Source organism: Ruegeria sp. C12, assembly GCF_056537745.1.
Genome location: NZ_JBQFSA010000002.1, coordinates 390,789 through 415,549, shown reverse-complemented (window position 1 = coordinate 415,549; position 24,761 = coordinate 390,789). Strand labels below are relative to the sequence as shown.

At 57.1% G+C, this 24,761-nt stretch carries 17 protein-coding genes; 12 read left to right on the top strand and 5 right to left on the bottom strand.

Translation table 11 applies throughout. The features are described 5' to 3' along the window. Positions 1–13: 13 nt before the first annotated feature. Positions 14–1,060, top strand: coding sequence for an aldo/keto reductase (locus tag ACR0C9_RS07185; protein WP_480780680.1), 1,047 nt, complete (start codon positions 14–16; stop codon positions 1,058–1,060). A 68-nt stretch (positions 1,061–1,128) separates the two neighbouring features. Beyond that, positions 1,129–2,223, top strand: coding sequence for an IS4 family transposase (locus tag ACR0C9_RS07180; RefSeq protein ID WP_480780679.1), 1,095 nt, complete (start codon positions 1,129–1,131; stop codon positions 2,221–2,223). A 510-nt stretch (positions 2,224–2,733) separates the two neighbouring features. Here ACR0C9_RS07180 and ACR0C9_RS07175 read toward each other — a convergent pair. Next, positions 2,734–3,228: a cupin domain-containing protein gene (locus ACR0C9_RS07175; RefSeq protein WP_480780678.1), complete on the bottom strand. Its 495-nt coding sequence runs from the start codon at positions 3,226–3,228 to the stop codon at positions 2,734–2,736. 45 nt (positions 3,229–3,273) lie between these two features. Further along, on the bottom strand, positions 3,274–4,155 hold the full coding sequence (locus ACR0C9_RS07170) for a LysR family transcriptional regulator (RefSeq protein ID WP_480780677.1): 882 nt from the start codon (positions 4,153–4,155) through the stop codon (positions 3,274–3,276). Between the two features lie 55 nt (positions 4,156–4,210). Between ACR0C9_RS07170 and ACR0C9_RS07165 the strand changes: the two genes are divergently transcribed. The 7 genes from ACR0C9_RS07165 (at position 4,211) to ACR0C9_RS07135 (ending at position 18,986) form a co-directional block, all read left to right on the top strand. Continuing rightward, a complete protein-coding gene (locus ACR0C9_RS07165; RefSeq protein ID WP_480780676.1) occupies positions 4,211–5,110 on the top strand; it encodes a phytanoyl-CoA dioxygenase family protein in 900 nt (299 codons plus the stop codon). 137 nt (positions 5,111–5,247) lie between these two features. Beyond that, on the top strand, positions 5,248–6,573 hold the full coding sequence (locus tag ACR0C9_RS07160) for a Coenzyme F420 hydrogenase/dehydrogenase, beta subunit C-terminal domain (protein ID WP_480780675.1): 1,326 nt from the start codon (positions 5,248–5,250) through the stop codon (positions 6,571–6,573). 2 nt (positions 6,574–6,575) lie between these two features. Further along, positions 6,576–7,517, top strand: coding sequence for a DMT family transporter (locus tag ACR0C9_RS07155; RefSeq protein ID WP_480780674.1), 942 nt, complete (start codon positions 6,576–6,578; stop codon positions 7,515–7,517). Between the two features lie 5 nt (positions 7,518–7,522). Continuing rightward, a complete protein-coding gene (locus tag ACR0C9_RS07150) occupies positions 7,523–11,812 on the top strand; it encodes a beta-ketoacyl synthase N-terminal-like domain-containing protein (RefSeq protein ID WP_480780696.1) in 4,290 nt (1,429 codons plus the stop codon). Between the two features lie 35 nt (positions 11,813–11,847). After that, positions 11,848–17,400, top strand: a complete 5,553-nt coding sequence (locus ACR0C9_RS07145; protein ID WP_480780673.1) for an SDR family NAD(P)-dependent oxidoreductase — start codon at positions 11,848–11,850, stop codon at positions 17,398–17,400. Positions 17,401–17,435: 35 nt separating this feature from the next. After that, a complete protein-coding gene (locus ACR0C9_RS07140; RefSeq protein ID WP_480780672.1) occupies positions 17,436–17,822 on the top strand; it encodes an ectoine synthase in 387 nt (128 codons plus the stop codon). A 645-nt stretch (positions 17,823–18,467) separates the two neighbouring features. Then, positions 18,468–18,986, top strand: a complete 519-nt coding sequence (locus ACR0C9_RS07135) for a GNAT family N-acetyltransferase (RefSeq protein WP_480780671.1) — start codon at positions 18,468–18,470, stop codon at positions 18,984–18,986. A 225-nt stretch (positions 18,987–19,211) separates the two neighbouring features. On the opposite strand, the gene ACR0C9_RS07130 is transcribed toward ACR0C9_RS07135, so the two are convergent. Further along, a complete protein-coding gene (locus ACR0C9_RS07130; protein ID WP_480580879.1) occupies positions 19,212–20,198 on the bottom strand; it encodes a GlxA family transcriptional regulator in 987 nt (328 codons plus the stop codon). Positions 20,199–20,330: 132 nt separating this feature from the next. Between ACR0C9_RS07130 and bcoG the strand changes: the two genes are divergently transcribed. The 3 genes from bcoG to ACR0C9_RS07115 all read left to right on the top strand — a co-directional run bounded on the left by bcoG (position 20,331) and on the right by ACR0C9_RS07115 (position 23,558). Next, positions 20,331–21,248, top strand: a complete 918-nt coding sequence (gene bcoG, locus ACR0C9_RS07125) for a 3-dehydrocarnitine:acetyl-CoA trimethylamine transferase BcoG (RefSeq protein ID WP_170450158.1) — start codon at positions 20,331–20,333, stop codon at positions 21,246–21,248. A 70-nt stretch (positions 21,249–21,318) separates the two neighbouring features. Further along, positions 21,319–22,800, top strand: a complete 1,482-nt coding sequence (locus ACR0C9_RS07120) for a carnitine 3-dehydrogenase (RefSeq protein ID WP_480708294.1) — start codon at positions 21,319–21,321, stop codon at positions 22,798–22,800. Then, entirely contained in the window at positions 22,797–23,558 is a 762-nt protein-coding gene (locus ACR0C9_RS07115; protein WP_480780670.1) for an SDR family oxidoreductase, read from the top strand. Before ACR0C9_RS07120 ends, ACR0C9_RS07115 begins: the two co-directional genes overlap by 4 nt. A gap of 9 nt (positions 23,559–23,567) precedes the next feature. On the opposite strand, the gene ACR0C9_RS07110 is transcribed toward ACR0C9_RS07115, so the two are convergent. Continuing rightward, positions 23,568–23,750 (bottom strand): hypothetical protein, encoded by a 183-nt coding sequence (locus ACR0C9_RS07110; protein WP_170450164.1) that lies wholly within the window; start codon positions 23,748–23,750, stop codon positions 23,568–23,570. Between the two features lie 93 nt (positions 23,751–23,843). Next, entirely contained in the window at positions 23,844–24,710 is an 867-nt protein-coding gene (locus ACR0C9_RS07105) for a helix-turn-helix domain-containing protein (RefSeq protein WP_170450166.1), read from the bottom strand. Positions 24,711–24,761: the final 51 nt, after the last annotated feature.

The following is a 24,761-nucleotide window of genomic DNA, read 5'->3' as shown; positions in this document are numbered from 1 at the left end:
AGGAGGGTGACGGATGGAAATGAAGCCATTGGGTCGTACCGGCATCATGGTCTCTGATCTGTGTCTGGGAACGATGACCTTCGGGACGCAGACGTCCGAGGCGGATGCGCATGCGCAGATGGATCTGGCGCTGGGGGCAGGGATCAATTTCGTCGATGCCGCCGAGATGTATCCGGTGAATCCGGTCTCGAAGGAAACCATCGGGCGGACCGAGGAGATTCTGGGCAACTGGAACGCGGCCAACGCGGCACGCCGGGGCGATTATGTTCTGGCCACCAAGCATTCGGGGTCGGGCATGTCTTACGTGCGCGACGGCGCGCCGATCTCGGCGCAGACCATCCCTGAGGCAATCGAAGGCTCTCTGCGGCGGTTGCAGACTGAATATATCGACCTCTATCAGTTTCACTGGCCCAATCGCGGCAGCTACATGTTTCGGCAGAACTGGAATTACTCCCCGTCGGGTCACAACACCAACGAGGTTCTGGACAACATGCAGGAGTGCCTTGAGGCCCTGCAGACGCAGGTCGATAAGGGCAACATCCGCGCCTTCGGCCTGTCGAATGAAAGCGCCTGGGGCATCGCGCAGTGGCTGCGCCTGTCCGAACAGATGGGCGCGCCTCGGGTCGCGTCGGTGCAGAATGAGTATTCGTTGCTGTGTCGGCATTTCGACACCGACATGGCCGAGCTGAGCGTTCATGAAGACGTGGGCCTGATGGCGTTTTCGCCTTTGGCGGCAGGGTTTTTGACCGGCAAGTACCAGGGCGGCGCGGTGCCCGAGGGGTCGCGCATGTCGATCTCGGCCGAGATGGGCGGGCGCAAGTCGGACCGGGTGTTTGATGCGGTGGCAGCCTATCTTGAAGTTGCCTCGGCGCATGGTCTGGACCCCACCCATATGGCGCTGGCATGGTGCCGGACGCGTCCCTTCATGATGTCGGCCATTTTCGGTGCGACTTCGGTAGCGCAGTTGGAATATATCATCGCAGGGAAGGATCTGCAGCTTTCGGCTGAGGTTCTGAAGGACATTGGACATGCGCATCGCGCGCATCCGATGCCGTTTTAGGGGGCTCTGCCCCATAGGCGCTAACTTAAGGGATTCCCAAATCAGTCTTGTTCTGATTCAGAAGGGGTATGACTGATTTCTTCCCCGAGTTTAAAGATTGGGGCGGGTTCGTTTCCGCTCTTGGTGATGTCGTTGACCTTGAGGCGACAGCTCGGGAAACCGGTGCCTTCCAACGCAGCCGGAAGGTAGGGGATGTTCAGTCCCTTTTACGGCTTGCCATGCTTTATGGACCCTGTGGCTTTTCGCTGCGCTCCACGTCGGCTTGGGCAGCGTCCACCGAGATCGCGGATTTGTCAGATGTTGGCGTTTTGAAGCGGCTACGCCGGAGCGCCGACTGGCTGGAAACAATATGCCAAAGGCTTTTGGCCGAAAAGATCGATGTTCCTTCCCATGATCGCCCGGTTGTCTCATTGGTTGACGGAACAACGATAACGGGGCCCGGGAAGAACGGTCAGGAGTGGCGATTGCACTGCCGTTACGAAGCGTCGGGCGAGTTCCAGGCGATTGAGATTACTGACAAGCATTGTGGTGAAAGCTATAAGCACTTTCCGGTTCAGGCTGGGGATATTGTCGTTGGCGATCGCGCTTATGCAAGGCCATCCGGATTGGAGCACATTCTGGATAGTGGCGCCGATTTCATCGTCCGCTCGGGCTGGCGCGCGTTTTCGCTATCGTCTCCCAATGGCGACACGTTCAACTTGCTGGACGCATTAGGTACGGTCATGCCCGAACAAACCGCTGATATTCCCGTCGCAATCCGGACCAACGGGCGTTTGCTGCCCGCTCGATTGATACTTCGGGCAAAGCCTGAAGAAGCCAGAGCCGCTGAAGTCAAACGCGTTGAGAAAAAACAGCACCGGAATCGTCGGGTTGGCGACCCACGCAGTATTGAGGCGGCAGGTTTCATCATCATTGTGACATCGCTTGATGCAACTGTATGTGATGCCGACGAGGTTTTGGCGCTTTACCGCACCCGTTGGCAAATCGAACTGGCCTTCAAGCGCTTGAAGTCGCTTATACATATTGATCGTCTGCCAGCAAAGGACACCAGTCTGGCGAAAGCCTGGTTGTACAGCCACCTGATATTTGCCCTGTTGATCGATACCTTGTCCAGCAATGCGCTGGACTCTCCCCCCTGTGGAACAGGCTACCAAGCAACGTAGCCCTTCAATTTGGAGGGTTCAGCGCTTGCTGATTGAAGCGGTCAAGCTGATCTTGTTGGGCCGACCGCAACACGGCAAGGGACAGCGCGTTGCCTACAGGCTGTTTGATCCGCCCAGACAAAGAACCTATCAGCTGATGCCCACGGTTAATCCGCCCTGAATATCCTGCCGACCTTCCAAAGATGGACGACCCCTTAGGGTCTGAACAAGCCCCACCCGCTGGACACGTCGCGAACCGGCAAGTCGCTAGGCTTGCTGACTTTTGCTCCTATAGCTTTTGCTTGCGCAGTATCCCCTCGCAGGGGCGGCACACTGTTCGCTGCGTTGCAGCCGATACCGCCAGACCGGCCATTGAAAGCCACTTCGAGGGACGAGATTCAAACCGCCCTTTCGCCGCGACTGGGATCGACCATCGAGTAAGCGGACGGAGCGGTCCTTGGAGCTTCGGACTCGAATGGCAGCTGTCATCCTGACCCTTGGCGCTTCGTGAGGTCACTATGAGTGCGCTGTTTAGTAGCGTCGACCGTCCTTACGGCGAAAGGGGTTCTTGCTGGCGCCGTCCCAAACCATATCCACCTCGCTGTAGGTCACTTGATCCCCGTTTTCGCGGCTGCCAATTTCAATCAACCGCCCAGCCGCGGATCCGACGTTCTTGACGTGGTGGCCATTGGCGACGCCGCCCTTGAAACCAAAGAAATCACCCGGGCCAAGATCAAGTTCGAACTTTTCCGTGACAAGGCGCAATTGTCCATCAAGTACGAAAATCATCTCGTCCTGCAAGGTATGCCAGTGCTTTTGAGATGTGGCGGACCCGGGCTCCAATTCGACAAGATTCACGCCAAACGCAGTTAACCCGAACGCATCCCCCAGACGTTTGCGCACTAGCCCATCAACCAAGGCTCGGAACGGCTCGGGATAGGCCGGGTTCCCGTATTCCACTGCCACACGGCTAAGCCCGTCTGGCGCCAGTTCATAGCTGGTCAAGGCTCCTTTTTCATCTGTCAAAGTTACTCTCCGTTGTGCGGGTAAGAATTTCCGTGGCGCGTGGCGCTAAGAAACTTTCTGGCGGAATATTTCGGTATTCGACAGCAACCAATCTTGGAACAAGTCTATCGCCTTGCGTTTAAAAGATTCCTTGCGCCGGATCAGATAATAACTGCCGTTTTGACAACCCACGTCCGATACGCGCTCCAAACGCCCGCGCATTACATCTTCATGCACAAGCTCGCTCGAGGATAAAATGATCCCCGAGCCTGAGCAAGACGCCTCAATCGCCATTTCAATTGACAGCTTCTTAAGCCGCTTTGGAACCTGAAAATCCGATACGCCTGCGCATTGGAACCAGTCCAGCCAGAGTTCCATACGCTCTTCAAATATCAACGGTTGCCGCGCGATGTTTTCTGGCGATGGGTCGTCAATGCAACCAGGCGCGCCATAAGGGTACATCGCGCTGTCCGATATCAGGTAGGCCCCGCTGTCCAACGGTGTACGAGAATGCCGGATGGCAAGATCTGCCTCGAATTTCTCCAGATCGACCAACTCTCGCGAGGAAACAACGGTCACATCAATGTCGTGATGCTCTTCTTCGAAGCGGCGGATATTTGGCACCAGCCATTTCAGCCCAAAAGCGGGCTCACAATTGACGACGATATGGCTGTAATCCGTGGCGCTGACAAAATCCGCTGCGTCAATAATTTCCTGCAAGGCCGGGGAGACTCGTTTTAGAAATTCACGCCCGGCCAATGTCAACTTCATTCCATGGTGAGAGCGTCTGAAAAGCGAAACGCCAAGATATTGCTCAAGCTCGCGCACATGCCTTCCCACCGAGGGGTGGCTGACATTTAACTCTTCCGCTGCAGCGGTAAGACTTCCGTTTCTTCCAGCTGCGTCGAACGCTCTAATTGCGTTTAATTTCAATAGGATAGATTTCATTTTAATGATTTACTGTAACTTTTTTCTACATAGCTCAAAAATAACTCAATTTGCCATGAGTGCAATCCTGAATAATTTTCAAAAAAGGAACTTCAACCTTAGGAAAGGTGAAAAAATGCCACCCAAAAGACTAACGCAAAAACAGATAGATGCCTACTACGAAGATGGTTTTATAATCGTTCGCGAACTCTTCACGCCTGATGAACTGGCACCTCTGCGCACAGCGATTGACGCGGATCCGTCGTTTGATGGTTCTGAGCAGGGCATCCCCGATTCTATGGGTCGAAAATGGAACACGTCGGTGTCTACTGTCACGGATAACTCTTACATCGGATGTTTGCCCCGGCTGAACAAGATGATGGACATCGTTGAGGATATCCTGGGAGAAGAAGGATATTTTTGGCACATGAAGCTGGTTCGAAAAGATGAGGACGCAGGCGGTAAAGTCGATTGGCATCAGGACTATCAATTCTGGTACGAAACCGCGCTGACGCCGGATTTGGTTTCCTGCTCGGTTGCAGTAGACCGAAACTCTCGGGCCAATAGCTGTGTGCGTATTGCCAAGGGGACACACAAGCTTGGACGGATCGATTTTGACCGCGGCAACGTGTTGATGGCAGACGAAGGCCGGGTGAATGAGATCTTGTCGCGTGGCTACGAAGTCGTCGATTGCGAATTGGAACCGGGTGACGTCCTAGTGTTCCACCCTCTGGCGCTGCACTCTTCGGAACAATTTGCCGAAGGGGCGGAACGGCGCACAGTCGCCCATTGCACCTATAACGCCAAATCAAACGTCCCGATCGCGGCCCCGGGCCAAGAGCATCGTCAATATGTCAAAACCGAGCGTTTGCCAGACACCTATCTAGAAGATCGGTTGTATGACACGGTCTTTGCCGGACATGAGTTTATGGACAATAAAAAGCTAAACCTTGTAAAAGGGACCATCCTGTATTGATGTTCCGCCTTCACGGACTTGACCGCGTCACAGCCCCTTAAGACCCCGTAGAGAAGCCACTCCCACTTCAAAGTGCACAGCCACCGTTTTCGGAGGCCCGGCAACGCTTTGCTCAGCCAATCGAGAAAGGAAATCCAATGGCACATTCCGAAAGGTTCCAGGCCATCGTCGATCAGCACCTGTGCACCAACTGCGGGCTTTGCGCAGACATCCTTGGGCCGGAAAAAGTTCAGATGGTTATCTCCGACCAAAAAGAGCTGCGCCCCTGCGCGACCAGATCGTTTAACTTACAGGACTTCGATCTGGTCGCGCAGTTCTGTCCTGGGCTTCGGGTCGAAGGCCCCAGCGATGCCTTGAGCCAAGAAGCTGATACGAAAACAGATTTGGTGTGGGGGCATTACAAAACAATCGTGCGCGCTCATGCCGGCGATGCCCTTCATCGTTGGGAGGGGTCCACCGGCGGCGTTCTGACAGCTCTTGCCTCGATGCTTTTGGCGACGGGTCGGGTAGATTTCATTTTGCATGTCAAAGCAAGCGTCAAAAACCCCACGTTCGGTGAAGCGACCCTAAGTTTTTCAGAGGCCGAGGTCTTGCGAGCCGCGGGATCGCGATATGGCCCTACTGCGCCTTTGACAAAACTAACCGAGGCGCTGGATCTTGGGTTGCCTTTTGCTTACATCGGACGCCCCTGCGATCTTTCAGCGCTCGCAAACCTTGCGGAGACCGAACCGCGCATTGCTGAGTTCGTGAAATATCGTCTGGCGTTCGTTTGTGGAGGTCCGACAGTATCGCGCGACATTGACCGAATGGTCGAAAAGGCCGGGGTCGATCCAGACGCGTTAGTTGCGATGCGCTATCGCGGGCGTGGTTGTCCCGGGCCGACCACGATGAAGACCCGGGACGGTAAGGTCGTTCACAGACGCTATGTAGATTTTCTGGATCCGGACGGCGGCAGCTGGCCGATGCCTTTCCGCTGCAAGATCTGTCCTGATGGGATCGGGGAAACTGCCGATATCGCAGTCTCCGACACGTGGATTGGCGGTGGCCCGGATCCCGCAGACGAGGATACGGACCAAGGTACTAACGCCTTGATTGTGCGAACGGCGGCGGGTTTGGAATTGCTGGAGGCCGCAAGGGAAACCGGTTTCCTGAGTCTTGGTCAACATGTCGGGCCGGACGAACTTAGCGCGTATCAACCACATCAGCATGACAAGAAATATGCTGCTTGGGCCCGATTGAACGGGCTGCGCTGTTCCGGCAGGCTGTTCCCCAGAACCCAGCGGCTTCGCTTACAAGAGCTTGCTGATGAAATGCCACTGGGTTTCAACGAAAGCCAGGCCACCGGTACTCGTCTGCGGGCGGAAGCGCTTATCCCCGAAATTTTGACCTACAAAACCGCCGCCTCCTGCGCGGGTCAATGCTCGGCAAAGGACTGTTGTCTATGTGTAAGCGAGGAGGCCTGAGCATGGCACTTTCCAAACGACAAAAAGGGGTTTTGCTGACACTGCTGGGTGTTGCCGCGTTTTCTCCCGATGCATTGTTGGTTCGCCTGATTGATACTGACGTCTATTCGATAATCGTTTTCAAGGGCGGGTTGATGTCGGTGGCGTTGTTGCCCTTTGTCTGGCTGGTTCATCGTGAAAACCTTCTCAAGCTGAAGCAGGGCTTTGGCAAGATCGACATCTGGTTCGGCGTGCTTTTCGCGCTCACCATGTTTGCCTTTGTCTCGTCGCTTGGCATGACCAGCGTCGCCAATGTGCTAGTTATGATCGCGCTTGGACCGATGTTTTCGGCAAGCTTCGCTTGGTTATTCCTGGGTGATCATATCTCATTCAGGTTGGCCCTCACCATTCTTGCTTGCTTTGTTGGTGTTATCGTTATCGTCGGCAATGAGTTTTGGGATCAGTTCACTCATTTGGACCAAGAGTACGGGCTCCAAAGTTTGTTGGGCTGCTTAGTCGCGATGCTGGCTTCGGCCTTTATAGGCCTGAACATGGTTTTGCGCCGCATGTCCAAGCTAGATGACAGCATGCCCGCGCTGGTCCTTGGTGGGATTATCGCGGCCGCCTTGGCGCTGCCCTTTGCCGAAATCGGCGAGATGAACAGTACCCAGATCGGCTATGCGCTCCTGTTGGGCTGCGTTGTGATGCCGTTGGCGAATACGTTCACATTTCTTGGGCCCCGTCTGATTTCCGCCCCTGAAGTGTCTGTTCTGTGGCTGCTTGAGGTCGTGCTGGGTCCACTTTGGGTATGGATCGTCCTTTTCGAGCGTCCTGGTCCCCATACCATCCTTGGCGGCGGTTTGGTCCTTCTGTCTCTCTTTATCTACTTCATCGGAGAACTAAGCCGCAAAGAGCCTGCTACCCCACTATCAATCGTCCACGCCTCCAATCCAGAGTCGGAGTGAATTTCATGAAGCATACAACAACATTTCTTCCCCTGAACGCTTCACAAGAAAGGATGCGGTTCCTGGATGCCCTGGATCCAAAACGGACAGATCTGAATATTTCCTGCGCCGCTGAACTAAAAGAACCCCTTTCAACCCGGCAACTTCATGCTTTGCTTGCCGCTTTGATCCCGGCGTTTCCTTTCCTGAGCGTCCAGCTTGGCAAAAGCGAAGGTCGCCATATCTGGCAAATGCGCCATGAAAGCCAAATTCTTGGCCAAGTCGTGAAGCCCGAATTTCATTGTAACACCGCGGTCGAGTTGGCGGTCCACTATACGGATTTTGCGGCAGCGCCTTCCGATTTAACGACCCGCCCCCCTTGGCGCGTCCAATTGGTTCGTTTGGAAGATCGCTGCTTTCTTCTGTGCAGCTTCCATCACGCGATTTGTGATGGCGACCGGTCGTTAGCGCTGTTTCTCGGGGCACTTGCCGAGCAAGTAATGCCTCGGGACAAGGCCTGCTCTCCGTTCGAGCCCGAGCCCGTTGGCAACGCACACTGGGCGGCGGCGGAATATTTTGCCGAAGCGCTGGAAAACCCTGCTGACCTCCGCTCAGTATTCGCACCAGACGGTGAAGTGGCGCCCTTGAGCAGGGACATTATTTTACCTGCGGAAACTCGCATCTGGCCTATGGATCAGGTCGAAGCCTCGCTCCTTGCTGCGTTGCGGGCGGGTATGGGAAACCTGCTGCGTGACGAGCAGATCGTTGTAGGCATCCCCTGTGATGGCGTTGCAAGCGACAGCAGTGAGTTTGGCTATTTCGGCACGCCGGGTCTCGCGTTGATCCCACCCCAAAGCGCGGAAAACGGAGATACTGCGTTTCCGCCCGAATGGGCAGTGAGGCAAAGCGAACAAGCGGCGTTAGTTGGCCGCATATCTTATCAAGACCTTCTTGCATCACCTGCTTTTGATGCCATCGAAAACCCCGAGCGGCTGTTTGACATCTTACTGGTTCGTAGATCGCTGTTTGGATTGCAAAACCGCCTCGTATCTCGGGTTTTTGAACCATCGCCTTCGCGCACGCCCTATCTTTTGACAATCAACCATTGGGTTGCGGATAACGGCGATCTTGTTGTTCGGCTCGAGACAACTTCGGGTCTGTTGCCTCAAGAAGCGCTTGAATACATTGCCGAGCGGATGCGCGCGTGCTTGGCCCATGTCACATCTCCATCAGCACCAAAGTTAGTTGAGCCGGGTGATTACCGAGTCTCGATCACCGGTCGACCAAGCTATATCCGCGCGTTTCTGGAGCATGCTGAACGTGAGGCCAACGCTCCCGCGGTCATCACGGCGGGGGGGGCAGCGATTAGCTATGGCACCATGGCCGAGCGTGCTATTGCGTTGTCTGCTGCGCTGCGGTCTGCCTTGGGCGAGGGACCAGCCACCGTTGCATTCGGGGGCGCGCGCCATTCAGATGAAATCACCGCTTTGATGGGCGTTGGACTTGCCGACGCGAGCTTCCTGCGTTTGGATGAGATGGAAACCAGCCGCCACGCAACCCAAATCCAGGCGGCCGCCGTTGATGCGATTGTCCGGCCATCCTCTGACACAGATGGCTATATCTGTGCCCCGCAAGGGTTTGTTGCCAGTTCAGATGATACCGCAGGCTTTCGTATATTTGTCGCCCAGAAACCACCCCGCGCCGCGCATGCCGGGGATGCCTATGTCGTGATGACCTCCGGGTCTACCGGGCAACCCAAGGCCATTCGTTTTCCTGCCCGCCAGTTGGAACGTTTGATCGACTGGCACATTGATCAACTTCAGGATGGCCTGCGGGTGCTGCAACTGTCCTCCTTGATGCACGACGTGGCTTATCACGAGATTTTTGCGGCGCTGTCTGCGGGACGGTGCCTCGCGTTCGCAGGACCAAAGGAAAAAAGCAGCCCTTCCGAGCTTGTGAGCTTTATTGATGCCGAGGCGCTTGACCGTATCTACTTGCCCACGGTGTTGCTGGATGGTGTCGCCCGTGCGGCCTTGGCGCGCGATCTGGCGTGCACTGCATTGTGCATGGTGACCGTGGCGGGAGGCCCCCTGATCATCACTGACCCAATTCGCGAATGGTTTACGCGTACCGGCGCGACCCTGGCCAACCATTATGGAATGTCTGAGACCCAGGACATAACCGCGAATTTCATGACCGGTGATCCAAACAGATGGCCTGAGCGCCCTCATGTCGGACGCCCGATCGCCGATGCCGACGTTGGCATCGTCGGCTTCACTGGCTCTCCTGTACCTGCCGGAGTTGTCGGGCGGTTGGCGGTACGTTTTGATGATATGGCCCCGGGCCAACTGATGGTATTGGGCGATGTCGGATACCGCTCGACCGATGGTAACCTGCATGTGTTAGGCCGCAGAGACCGTGTAGTCAAAGTGCGTGGCCTGCGCTTGTCACTTGACGCGATTGAAGCCAACCTTTGCGCACAGGAATTGGTGAGCGAAGCCGCCGCCATTCCTGCGCCACCCAACGCCCAGCGGCAGGATCCTTGGGTTTTTGTGACTGGTAACGTTAGCTGTGCCGGGCCAGAACAGCAAAAAGCTCTGGTCGATACGTTGATCACACAATTCGGTGGCCAGGCCCATTGTCAGTTGGTTCCGATTGAGACTTTGCCGAGACTCAAAAATGAAAAAACTGATTATCAGTCGTTGAAGCAGCAGGCTTCAATCCTGGCCGATGCGCCCTCGGCTCCCACGAAATCGACGCCGGAGCCGACCGAGGTTCAGGCGACGGGAACTGATCCAATCACCGCAGCCATCAAGAAACTGATGCCTGGCACGGTCTGCGGCGAAAACAGTCGACTTAGCGACCTAGGCTTTGACTCGCTTGGTGTAATGGCGCTTGAGCTGGAACTCGCGCCACAATTCCCTGAGCTGACCATCGCCGACTTTTACAATCATCCAACCGTGAGTTCGCTTCGGAGACATTTGACCGGTACCAAGCCAAGGACGGCCCGGGTGCATCGCCAATCTAGGCGGGATAACAACGTCACTACTGTCAGTGTTGTGGGCATGGCGGGTCGTTTTCCGGGGGCTTCGGATGTTGGGGCGTTCTGGCAGAGTCTTGTCAAAAAACGCTGTTTGATTGAAGCGACACCATTGCCCCAAGAAGACGCGCGTTCCCGGTTTTTTGTACCCAGCTTTGGGAAGCTAGGAGATGTGGATCAGTTTGATCATGCGTTCTTTGGAATGTCCCCGGCCGAGGCTTATCGCATGGACCCGCAAATGCGCCTGTTCCTCGAACTTTGCTGGAACGCATTGGAACATTCCGGCGACGCTTCTTACCAAGAAAACGCGCGGATCGGTCTGTTCGCCGGCGCTGGGCTAAGCACCTATCTTCTGAACGAACTTGAACCTATGCGCCTATCGAATTCCGACGGTGCCTTTCGCGAGGACAACACGCTTCAACAGCGTCTGGGCAATGATCGCAACTATCTTACCTCAACCGCGTCCTACCGGTTAGGCTTTACCGGACCAAGCGTGACCGTACAGGCGGCCTGCGCCACATCGCTTGTTGCGGTTCACTATGCGCGCCAGGCGCTTCTGAACAACGAATGCGACATTGCAATTGCCGGCGGTGTTTCGGTGATCTGGCCTGAACCTGATGGTTATGAATATCTTGAAGGATCGGTACGCAGTCCCAATGGCCGCTGCCGCCCGTTTGATGCCGACGCAGATGGCACGGTATTTGGTAATGGCGGCGGTTTGGTGGTGCTGAAACGCACAGCCGACGCGGTTTCTCAGCCAATTCGGGTCTACGCTGAACTGTTGGGCTCGGCTGTCAACCACGACGGGGGGCGCAAGATGAACTTTGCGGCACCGTCGTCAAATGGGCAAAGCGAAGTGGTCGAGGCCGCCCTTGCCAACGCCGGTCTCGGCCCGGACGATCTGGATTTCATCGAAGCGCATGGAACCGGCACCGTCGTCGGCGATGTGATCGAATGGAGCTCGATCGGAGCAAGCCTGAAAGACCGCCAAACAAAGAACCCTTGTATCATCGGATCTGCGAAAGGCAATATCGGCCATCTCGATGAAGGAGCCGGGATCGCCGGGTTCATCAAAACATGCCTTAGCGTGTCAGAAGGCTGTTTCCCGGGCACCTGCCATTTCGAAAACCTGAACCCCAGCCTTCGGGCCAATCCTAACATGCAGGTTTTGGCCGAAAATGTCCTGTTTGACGGCGGTCGGCCTGTCATCGGTGGGGTCAGTGCTTTCGGCATGGGCGGCACTAACGCCCACGCGATAGTGCGCTCGATCGGGTGAGCGTCATTGCAAAACAAATCCAGGGAGAACCCGAGATGCAAAACCCCAGCCAAACCATTCTGCCGATTTCAGCGAAATCCCCCGAAGCTTTTATCTCTTACGCTGATCAGTTGGGTCAATTCCTGACTTCGGACCATCAGTTGCGAAAGCCAGAGTTGGTTACCACGTTAGAGCGAGGACGTCGGCATTTCCGTGAAATTCGCGGGGTGATGAAACTGACGGATGATTGCGAATGCCAGCTCTTTCGCGGCGAGGTGATGCGGCGTTCTGAAACCAGCGCTGCATCCAAAAATCTGATCTGGTGCTTCCCAGGGCAGGGTATGGCAATGGACTGGGACCAACTGCAAAAGCTGCGCGCAATCCCTGTGTTTGACGAAAAGTTTGACGCCGTGTTGGCCGGATTCAAAGAGGCGATGGGGGCAGAGGATTTTGACCGCCTAGTCGGCTCTTTTCTGCCGCAACCGGACGGCCCCGCGCCTGCTCCGGGAAGCAAGGGCACGGTTTTCGATCAGACCATGGTCTTTACAACGGAAACGGCGCTGGGCGCGCTCTGGCTTTCACAAGGCATCCGACCTGTTGCTGTCATTGGTCACAGCATCGGCGAATTTGCTGCTGCGGTTTTTGCCGGGTTGTTATCGCAGGAAGACGCCATTGAGCTTGTCGCTCTTCGAGCACTGGAAATGGATCGCGTGCCTGGTCGCGGTCAGATGTTCCAGGTGCAGGCGACGGCGGACCAATTGAACGATATTTGCCACGAAACAGGGCTTGAGATTGCTTGCCGCAATGCCCCCGACCAGACGGTTTTGTCTGGCCCAGAGGAAAAGCTCGAAAGACTGGCCGAGCTATGCGACGCGGCAGGGTACAATTTTCGCCAGCTGCCTGTGGCCAATGCGTTTCACTCAGCGCTTATGACGCCGGCGGCTGACAAGCTGCGGGCGGTGCAATGTGGCCAGCCTTCGGACCGGGATGACATTCGCATGTTTGAAACCCATCCCTGCGCGCTGACCCCAGCCGATGGCGCGGATTACTGGAGCGCGCAATTGCGCGGCACCGTAGATTTCGTCTCGGCTGTGGAAGCGGCGCTGGGCGCAGTGGATCAGCCGATTTTCCAGGAAATTGGGTTTGGCCGCGCGTTGGGAAGTTTTGTCTGCGCCATTGCCAAGGAACATCCTGACGATGATTGCGCGGTAGTCGCCGGCATGACTGGCGGACGCGAAGCTGTGATCGATTGCGTGGCCAATCTTTATGCCGCGGGCTATGAATTCTCGTGGACCCAAATGAACGGCACAAGCGATGGGCGTATCGTGCCATTGCCGGGGTATCAGTTCCATAAATCCGATATTGCCTCGCAACTGACGGCGAAACGCGCAACTGACAAACAAAGTGCAGGCTTGCCTGCGCTAGGCCATTCAAAGCCGCGCAAAGTGCAGCTTTTTAACATTTCCCCACGAGATTTGACGTGGCTAAGCGGTCATCAGGTCAATGACGCATTTGTTGTGCCAGGCGCGGGCATGTTGGCGATGATGTTGGATGTCGCCGCGCCTATGGGCGGAGGGTGTGACCTGCATTTGCGCGACATCGCGTTCGAGGCGCCGATCAGAATGGCCGACGAAAACGAAACCTGTCGGATCGGCGTACAGATTGAAGCCGGGGATGAACCGCGCATTGCTCTCTATTCCCAAAGCGAGGGCGCAAATGACTGGACGCGCAATGCGATTGCGGTTCTTTGCGCCGGGACGGGCTGGCCGCTGCCAGCCGTGTCTGAGGATTGCGGACATAGCGTCGCCTTCAAGGCCGAGGAGCTTTATATGCGCTTTGCTGAACAGGGGCTTGAATACGCGCAATTTTACAAAAGGATCGAAACGCTTACGTCGACCGACAATGGCTGGGCCGCCACTTTGAGTGGCATCAAGGATGCCGCCGGTCTTGCGGCTTTGATCACCGGGTTGGACAGCATGCTGCAAGCCAGCGACTGGACCCAGGAAGGCGGAAAAGAAGACACCGTGTTTTTGCCCGCCTCCATTGGCAGGTTATCGCTATTCAGGCGCGGGGATGCCGCGGCTCCGGCCAAGGTGCAGGTGCGCGGTGAATCCAACCCTGAAGCCGTGCTCTTCGATGACACCGGTGCCCCTGTGATCTCGCTTGGTGATATTCGTTTCTCGGCAGAAACCTTACCCGAAGTCGCGCCACCGCTCTTGGTGCCACAATGGAAGGCGCTGGCGGCAGACCGCGATCAAAAATCCGCAAAACAAGTGGTCGCTGACTCGGCCAGAATCGGCAATAGCTTTGCAAGTGCCTCGTTGGCACGTACGGAACTTGACACGTTTTCCGAACAGATCGCCCGGTTAGAGACAACGGTGTTGGCGCGCTGGCGCGAACAAGTTGGCGTCCAGAATCTGACTGCGTTGGCGGCGCAGGAATTCGAATTGCCCGAGGTAGCAGATCCCGCCATCGCACGTCGGCGTCAGCGGGCCTTTGGCGCGTTGGCACAAAGGGCGCTGGACCTCTCTGACCCGATAATTACGCGCAAAGATGTGCCATTGGTTGCCCGAGAATATGATCTGGCTCTCTCGGCCGTCGATTTGATGCCGCAGTACCTTTCGGGCCAGATGCGGGGCGAGGATGTCTTGTTTGGACAGGGGCGTTCAGAAATTCTACGCGCCTATTACCAAAACTCTTTCATTCTTCGCCGCGCCAATGACGCAGTCGGGCGTATCGTTGAGGGCCGAGCAAGAGCGATGGACAACGCACATATTCGGATCCTCGAGGTCGGTGGCGGCACGGGCGCGACTAGCGAAGGCATTCTGACTACGTTGCAAAAGGTCGAAGGTTTGACCATCGACTATGTCTTTACTGACTACAGCGTCGGGCTCTTGCGTGCCGCCGAAGAGCGGTTTGGGCATATCCCGGGCTTCCGCACAAAAATGCTTGACCTTAATGTTCCTTCGGGTTTCGCCAGCCTGGATGGCGCGTTTGACATCGTGCTTGGTGTCGATGTGGTGCATGCGACTAAGGATATTCGCGCAACGGTGTCTCAGATCGCTGAGGCTATGGCACCAAACGGGCTGTTCCTGTTGGTTGAGGACACTGAAAAGCTGGCCTGGATTGATCTGGCCTTTGGCATCTTGGATGGCTGGTGGGACTACAACGATGGGCGCGAGGCACATCCTCTTTTGGGGTTCGAAGCCTGGACTGATTTGCTGAAAGACTTTTTTGGCGAGGTCAACGGGGTTGACCTGTGCGCTGGTGGATCCCAGCCGGTGATGGCGCGCGAGGGGCTTTTCCTTTGCTCTGCCCCGGCTGACAAACAGTACCGCGAAGTGCTTTGCATCGACTTGCCATTTTTGCAAAGCTATGATCCCGAAAATCTGGCAACGAAAGTCGGGAATTGGCTGCAAGCGGGTACGGAAGAGATTGTTACCTGCGCCGATTTTGACCGTCAGTCTGACCCTCAGCTTGTCAAAACCTACGCCCGCATTTGCATAGATCTGGTCAATCTGCTGGCCCGTGCCACATCCCGTCACAGGTTGGTTCTTTGCTGCAGGTCCGATGGAATGCCTGTTGCTGGCGGGCCAGAGGCTGCATTGGCGAGAGTCGCCGCAAGCGAAGTCATGAAAGTCGAGGTCTTGGCCCTGCAACTGCCCGATTTTGACCCCTCAAGCCTGTCAGCAGGGATCAAAGCATTTCGGCAAAACCGGGCTGGTAACTTGAACGGTAAAATCGAGGGAGGAACCGTTTTCGCGCCAGAGCTTGTTGCGCCTGATCTCGGCGACGTGATGCCGTCTCAGCACGACAACGACGTCTTGGTCTTGTTCGGTGGGGAAAGCGAGATCGCCCATTCAATCGGGCGCTACTTGGTGCGCAAGGGAATGGGTCATGTCATCCTTGCTGGACGCAAGGAAGCACGGGCCACCACACTGTCTACCTTAGCAGCTTTGCGCAGCATGGGCGCAGAGGCCTCGTATGTGCAAGCCGATGTCACCGATCTGAGGGCCGTACGTGCTGTAGCCAAAATGCTGGATGCCAAACGCCCGCTTCTTATGAATCTGGCCGGGCAGTTGAGTGATAGCACGCTTACTCAATGTCAGCCAAGTGACCTTGATACCGTGTTGGAACCAAAGGTTCGCGGCTCGTGGAATATCGCCCAAGCCTTTGCCGGCCGGGCTGCGGATTTGGTGCTGTTTTCCTCTACCAGCGCTTATTTGGGCAATGGCGGCCAGGCCGCCCATGCTATGGCTTGCGCTTATCTGGAAGAGCTTGCCACAAGTAGAGGATTTGACGGCGTTCACATTCGCTCGGTCGCCTGGGGCCCCTGGAAAAGCCTTGGGATTACAGCGCGCCTTGGCCTGAATCCCTTACTTGCCAAAGATGGAGAGGCCTCTCTTTCCACCCGAGCGGGGCTGAAAGCGTTGGAAATCTCAGGCGGCTTGGACAAGGTCAATAGCATTGCGGCTGACTTAAGTTCACGCAAGCTGCAAACCCGGGGCTGGTTTCAGGCGATGTATCCCCAAGAGCTCTTGCTCGAAGGCCAAACGACCGCCCAAGAGAACGGCGCAAAAGGTGGTGTCGAGCTTGGCGACCAGCCTGTTCAGTCAGTGGTGGCTCAGGTTCTTGGGGTTGGCTCCGACCAGCTGAGCCTGGACCGATCGCTGAATGAAAACGGCGTGGATTCATTACAGCAAATCGAAATCCGCCTGGCCTTGGAAGAGTTAAGCGGATCGCATGTGCCCTTGAATCTTGTAAACGACGCCAAGACTTTGAACGAGTTGGAATTAACATTTGCTGAAACGGTGCTGAAACGCCAGGCTAGCACCTGGCTCGAAAAGACAGAAGGTCCCAAAAAAGCAAAAGAGTCTCGTAAAAAGGTGTTTTTCTTTGAGGGGATATTCGGCCGCGTTGGAGGGGAGATGGGATTGGCCGAAAGCCTGGGCGACGCCGCAGATGTGATTGCCTTTGCATCGGGCGACAAACCCGAGAGCGATATTATCACCGCCGCGATAGGCCTTGCCAACGAAGTTGAAAAACACGCCCCAGAAGGCGCCATCACACTGGTCGGGCATTCTTATGGCGCAATGCTTGCCTATTCGGTGGCCGTTGAATTAAGGGCCCGCGGTCGCGAGATCGCCCATTTCTATGCGCTGGACGGGCTGATGGCACCGGCGTTATCGCAGCATTGTGTGGCGCGGCTGGGCGCTGATGACTTCGAGACGTTGCTCTTTGAAAGCCGCGTAGGTGACAGGACTGACATGATCTTCAATTCCAAACGGGCGGCGATTCAGGAATTGCGGCGCGTGTTTCGCAATAATTGCAGGTTGGCGGCTTCAAATCAGGTATTCGCAGTCGCTGATTTCCCCACAACTTTGGTCTTGCCGGAAAACGATAATGTCACCGGTCTAACCGAGGATCTTTTCCGCGACAATCTCGAACAGATCCGCCTGACGGTGCGCGGGCCGTGCAAAGCGACACAAATAACAATCATCAACAGCCTGGGTGATCATTTCTCCATGATCCGCCATCCCTTCATCCATTCAACGGGCGCGGCCCTTTTGGCCCAGGCAAGCCTTGAGACAACGAGAAACCGCATGTGAATCCAGTCAAAAGCGAAAAAAGGAAAGGAAGCAATATGTTTGTGCGTAGTTTAAAAAACGTGGAAGAAACGGGTTTTTTTGTCGATTGGGGCAACGGTACCAGCCATCGCTTGCTGACCCAAACCGACGATATGGGTTTTACTGTATGCCATACGGTGGTGCGGTCGAAATCCGAATCCCTTTTGGAATACCGCAACCACCTCGAAGCTTGTTATTGCATCGCCGGCGAGGGCTCTGTCGAAGATACCGATGGCAATGTCTACCTAATCAAGCCCGGCGACATCTATGTACTGGACAAGCATGACAAACACGTCTTACGCGGCGGAGACAATGACGACTTGATCCTTGTCAGTGTCTTTAACCCGCCGCTTACCGGCACCGAACGGCACAGCCTGGATGGGAGCGAAGGCTCGGCCTATTGAAGCGCAGAGCTGTACCATCGCCCCTCTCCCGCCTGGCAGTGGCTGTCAGGCGGGAATTATGAAGGTCGGCACCCTTTTGCAAACGCCAAACCAAGCAAAGTTGGGATACGGGCGACGAAGAAGTTTCCCGGTGACTTCTGTTCTTTCTCGAAGTTGTCGGCAACCGTTCGCGGTGCGATCTTGGTCCCAATCACGCTGGCGGGCGTGTTCCTCGGAACTTGGGCGTTCAAACCCGCATGGCAGGTCCACTACAGGAGATTTTGTCTGTTACTCCTGCTCACGATTTGCTTAGCCAGTCGTGGCCGTCTAGCCTCAGGCGGTTGATCTCACAACGTCAGAGCGGTCATCCGTGCATCTTGCAGCATCCGGTAAAGTGGGCTCCGTGTCAGATTTCGCTGCCCGAAGTGCGAACGGCGGCCCCTGATTTGCGAACGACCGCGCATTGAGAGACGTGAAACAAGATCAAAGACTTGGCCCGCCCCTCCTATGACGGGTCTCGATCAGCCCGTTGCAACGGCATTGCCGCGCGAGCATTGGGCTGGTCTGAGCCCGACTTGCGCAATGCTGCGTTTCGCACGAAGGTCGGCTTTCACGATGCTTGGATTTGATCACACTCATTGAAATGCTATTAGAGAGGCCAAAGGAATGCAGAACTCCTCCGTAGAAATTGGTGGCTTCGAAGCGTCAGAAGCAGATCAACTCGGTGTCATATTCTTCGATGCAGTGCGCGATGGAGCGACTGAATTTTATAGCTTAGAGCAGCGACAGGCTTGGGCGTCAAAGACACCTTCGGGGCCGAGTTGGGTGTCGCGGCTGGCCGCTCAGAAAACGCTAGTTGCGCGGAAGGCGGGCCTACCCGTTGGCTTCATGACTTTAGATGGCGATGGCTACATAGATCTAGCTTTCGTCGCACCTGGATACCAACGGCAGGGTATCGGAGGGAGTCTTTACGCTCGGATCGAGGCATTGGCGCGTGAAGCCAATATCGCGCGCCTTCATTCGCAAGCGAGCTATCTCGTCCGAGGTCTTTTTGAGCAGCAGGGTTGGGAAGTCGTTCGCGAGCAGCAGATCGAACGGGCTGGCGTTACATTGACGAACTTTCTGATGGAGAAGCGCCTCGATGATCCAGTCAAGCGCACCGACGTTGCCGTAAACTCAGAGTAAAGCTGACCTTCAGGTCCGACCAACGAAAGGAAATTCTGTCCCGCGATCTGTGAGTCGCCAGCGTGAGCTTCGCTGCGCCCGACACGAATGGCAGCAACCGCTCAAAGGGCCCAGAAACTACCTCATGCCCGCATTCAATCTCTTAAGTTAGCGCCTATGGGGCTCTGCCCCCGTCGCCTTTGGCGACTCCCCCGAGGTATTTTTGGCCAGATGAAGCGGATCCGGTCAGTGATGGGTGGGGTGCGCGCGCTCTTGCCTCAGGTCGCGCGCAGATTGGCCGTGGGCGGTGCGGAAGGCGCGGGCGAAGCTGGATTGTGAGGTGAATCCGGTGGCCAGTGCCACATCCATCAGCGGAATGTCGGTGTCGGTGACCAGACGGCGGGCCTCGGCCAGGCGCAGTTGCAGGTAGTGGTCTTGCGGTGTGGTGTTGAGGCGCAGGCGGAACTGCTGTTGCAGCGTGCGCGGGCTGGTGCCCAGACGGTCGGCGATATAGGCGAGCGGCAGGGGGTCGTCGAGCGCGGATTCCATCAGGCTGTTCGCTTTGGCCGTAAGCGCAGAGTGGCGGTGCGGGGCACCGGTGCGGCTTTGCGGTTTGGTGGGTTCCGGCGCGCCTTCGTACAGGAACAGGCCCGAGACGCGCGCGGCAAAGCCTGCGCCGTGTCGTGCGGCGATGATGTGCAACATCATCTCGACCGCCGGGATTGCGCCGCCGGATGTCAGGCGGTTTTCGGATACTGTGAAACGGTCGGGGCGGACATCTACCTCGGGGAAGCGGGCGGCGAAGTTGTCGAGGTCTTCCCAATGGGTTGTGGCCGCGTGGCCATCCAGCAGACCAGCCTCGGCCAGCAACCAGGGGCCGCCGTCAATGCCGGCCATTGTGGCACCCGTGCTGGCAATACGGCGCAGACCGGCCAGCAGGCTGGGGGTGGCGTGGCGGGCCAGTTGGAATCCGGCCACGACGATCATCAGGTCGCAGCTTTGCAGCCGCGCCAAGGGGATGCCGGGCACGCTCAGCGCGCTGGTCAGCATCGCGGGTTCCGCTGTGGCGGTCACGTAATCCCAGTCAAAAGCCGGGCGGTCCGCCAGACGGTTGGCTGCGCGCATCGGATCAACCGCCGAGGCGAAGCTGAGCGTGTTGCATTCGTCCAGCACCAGCACCGCCGTTTTCAAGGCGCGATGTTCGGGCTGGAGTATGTTTTTTGCGGATTTCATCAAGTTCGATTCGCATTCTGGCAAGTGTTTCCCCAAGGCTGCGTCAGAGTCGGGGGTGAACGCAAATCGATTGCCGGGGAGAAGCCTGGGGAAAACTCAGGGCGAAACCGGGTATAACTTGGGGAAAACACCATGCCTCTGGAAATGAACCGCGATGTCTTCATTACCTGCGCTGTTACCGGCTCGGGTGGAACGCAGGATCGCAGCCCGCATGTGCCACGCTCGCCGCAACAGATTGCCGATAGCGCAATTGCTGCCGCCAAGGCCGGTGCGGCGGTGGTGCATTGCCATGTGCGCGACCCTGAGACCGGCGCACCCAGCCGTCGGCTGGATCTGTATCGCGAGGTGACGGACCGTATTCGTGATGCCGACGTGGATGTGGTCTTGAACCTGACGGCGGGTATGGGCGGGGACATCGTGTTTGGCGGGGTCGAGAGCCCGTTCCCGGTGAATGAAGCCGGAACCGACATGATCGGGGCCTCGGAGCGCGTGGCGCATATTGCCGAATGTCTGCCGGAGATTTGTACTCTGGACTGCGGCACGATGAACTTTGCCGAGGCTGACTATGTCATGACCAACACCCCCGGTGCGCTTCGGGCGATGGGGCAGATGATGACCGATATGGGCGTGAAGCCTGAGGTCGAGGCCTTTGACACCGGCCATCTTTGGTTTGCCAAGCAGTTGGTGAAGGAAGGGATTCTGGAACCGAATGCGCTGGTGCAACTGTGCATGGGGGTTCCGTGGGGGGCACCGGATGATCTGAACACGTTCATGGCGATGGTGAATAATGTACCGGATGACTGGACGTTCAGTGCCTTTTCGCTGGGGCGGAACCAAATGGCCTATGTGGCGGCAACGGTGCTGGCAGGAGGCAATGTGCGTGTCGGGCTTGAGGACAATCTGTGGCTGGACAAGGGCGTCTTGGCTGAGAACTGGCAGTTGGTCGAACGCGCGGGCACCATCATCGAGAACATGGGCGCGCGGGTGATCGGACCGCAGGAGGTGCGCGAGAAGCTGGGCCTGGTGAAGCGGGCACCGGTTGCGAAGTGACACCTGCGGGGAAATTGGGGGCCAGCCCCCAAACCCCCGGGATATTTCTGGCCAGATGAAGAGGCGGATCGTGGACAAAGAACAACGAGCAAAAACAGCGGCAATCATAGGGGGCGGTGTGATCGGCGGCGGATGGGCTGCCCGGTTTCTGCTCAATGGCTGGGATGTGCGGGTATTCGACCCGGACCCGGAAGCCGAGCGCAAGATTGGCGAGGTTCTGGACAATGCGCGGCGGTCTTTGCCGGGGTTGAGCGATGTACCTTTGCCGCCCGAGGGGGCGTTGACCTTTCACGACGACATTGGGGACGCCGTTCGGGACGCGATCTGGATTCAGGAGAGCGTGCCGGAACGTCTGGATTTGAAGCTGAAGGTTTACAAAGGGTTGCAGGAGGCGTGTGATCCGGACGCGATCATTGGCTCCTCGACCAGCGGGTTCAAGCCATCGGAATTGCAGGAAGGCGCGCTGCGGCCCGAGCAGATTGTGGTGACGCATCCGTTCAACCCGGTCTATCTGCTGCCATTGATCGAGTTGGTGCCGACCGCCAAGAACCCGCCCGAGATGGTGGAACGGGCGCAGGAGCTGTTGAAATCGGTTGGATTCTTCCCCCTGCACATCAAGAAAGAGATCGACGCGCATATCGCGGACCGCTTTCTGGAGGCGGTTTGGCGCGAGGCGCTGTGGCTGGTCAAGGACGGGATCGCCACGACCGAAGAGGTGGATGAGGCCATCCGCATGGGCTTTGGCATTCGCTGGGCCCAGATGGGGTTGTTCGAGACTTATCGCGTGGCCGGTGGTGAGGCCGGGATGCGGCATTTCATGGCGCAGTTCGGGCCCGCTTTGAAGTGGCCGTGGACCAAGCTGATGGATGTGCCCGAGTTCACTGATGAACTGGTCGACATGATCGCGGATCAGTCGGATGCGCAATCCGGGATGCATTCGATCCGGGAACTTGAGCGTATTCGGGACAACAACCTTGTAGGCATGATGCGGGCGCTGAAGGCGCAGGATTACGGCGCGGGGGCGGTGTTGAACCGGCATGACGCGCTTCTGAAACCGGGCGCGTTGCCGACGCTGGATCAGGCGGATCTGAGCCAGCCAATCCTGACCCTGTCGCGTGCGGTGCCGTTGGATTGGACAGATTACAACGGCCACATGAACGAGGCGAAGTATCTGGAGGCGTTTGCCGCTGCAACCGACCGGTTCATGGAAATCATCGGCTGTGATGCGGACTATATCGCCTCGGGTGGCAGCTATTTCACCGCCGAAAACCACATACGCTATCATGATGAGGCACATGCAGGCGCGAAGATCGAGGTGCGCACGCAAATGCTGTTGGGGCAGGGCAAGAAGCTGCACCTGTTCCACAGCATGTATGAAGGCGACACGCTTTTGGCCACGGGTGAGAGTTTCCTGCTGCATGTCAGCCTGCAGACCCGCCGCCCAAGCCCGCCGTCGCCCGAGATCGAAGCCGCCATGGCCCGGATTACCAGCGCGCAGGCTGATTTGCCGTATCCGGAAGGAGCGGGTGCCGCGATCCGAAAACCCGCATGACGCAGCGGGTGTTGATCACCGCAGGCGCCTCGGGCGTCGGGCGGGCGATGGCCGAGGCGTTTGATGCCGCAGGGGCGCAGGTTTGGGTGGTGGATGTCGACGAGGACGCTTTGCAGGGTTGCCCGGACCATTGGCAGTCATCCAAGGCAGATGTGTCGGACGAGGCGCATGTCGCCGAGGTTTTCGCGCAACTGGAACAGGCCTGGGGCGGGTTGGACGTTCTGTGCGCCAATGCAGGTGTGGCCGGGCCAACCGCACTGGTTGAGGATGTGTCTTTAACGGATTGGAAAAACTGCCTTTCCGTCAATCTTGAAGGCGCGTTTCTGTGTTCAAAATACGCAGTGCCGATGCTGAAACGTGACGGGCGCGGTGCGGTGATCATCACATCATCCACGGCCGGGCAATATGGCTATCCGAACCGCGCGCCTTATGCGGCTGCCAAATGGGGTGTGATCGGGCTGGGCAAGACGTTGGCGATGGAACTTGGGCCCCATGGCGTGCGCTGCAACGTGATTTGTCCGGGCGCTGTTGAAGGCCCGCGCATGGAAGGCGTCCTGCAGCGCGAAGCCGCCGCAAAGGGCATGACACGGGATCAGGTCTATGCGGGCTATGCCTCGGGCACCTCAATGGGGCGCTTTGTCGAGGCGCATGATATTGCTGAAATGGCGGTCTTTCTGGCCTCGGACGCGGCGCGGCTGGTTTCGGGGCAGGTCATCGCGGTGGATGGTCACACGGTCAATCCTGACCCGAAACTCTGATCTGCTTTGTCAGCCTTGATTCGGGCCGCGGATCTGGCGGATTGTGCTGCGCACGGCCTGCCAGTCTTTGGCTTCCTGCGTGTTTCCGGCGGCCTCACATTCGCGCATCTTTTTAGCGGCTTCCGCCTCGGCCTGGTCGCCATGGGCCGTGTACAATGCGCGTGCATATTGGGCAGTCTGTAATGCGTCCATTCCTGTCATCCTCCATGGAATGTCTGAGGGTTCGCGCGGTCACTATACTACACGACCCGCCAAATCGCACGATTGGGGGATTCCCTTTAGCCCTCAGCCGTCGGCAATCTGGGCGCGCAACTGGCGCAGATGTTCTGGAAAATGGCGCGCTGTCATATCCGCCTCGCGGATCAATGTGTCGAAGTGGCGGGTGAAAACCTCGATCCGGTCGCGGTCCCGGAAGGCCATATAGTGACCGCCAGCATAGAAAACACACAGCAGCGGGCCGAAGATTGTGACCGGCGCGGAATACAGGCGTTTTGCGTCGAACAGATAGATGCGCAAACGTGGGTAGAGCTGTTCACAGAGGCTCAGCAGGTGGTCGATTTGTTCCAGGCGGACAGAAAGCGGCAGGCCCTGATAGTATCCCTCGGCCTGCGCAAAGCTGCGCATTTCAAACAGCGGCATGGCGATTTCATAGTCTGACTGCGCGCTGCGCATCCAGGACAGACGATCCTCGGAGGCACCGATGGCCTGATCTGCCGTGCGACCCAGATGCGGGGCGTATTCCCATTCCAGCACCGCGCGGGTCTTGAGCATGTCGGGTAGAGTAGCCGGCACATAGCGGATTTTGTAGCCCGCAGCCTCTTGATGCCATTGAAAAATCCGCTCATCCACCAGTGCGCGGGGGGCTTCGGTCATGGTCAGGGAACTGGCCAGTAGTTCCGCCGCGCTTTCGGGGCGGTTCGACAGGCTCAGCAGCCAATCCGCTGAAACCCCAAGCGCCGAAGCACAGCCGCCGATCACATGCGCATTGGGCAAGCGCGCGCCTTCATCGGCCAGTAGTTGAGACACCGTGGACCGGTCTACCCCGATACTGCGGGCCAGAGCGCTTTGGCTGACATGGCGGTCCTCCATCGCGCGGGTCAGTCGCAGGCGAAACTGCGCAGCGCGGACGCGTTTGTCGAGTTTTTCATCCATATGTTTGAAAATATCACAGGTGATGAATTTTGTTAATCATATTCAGAATTC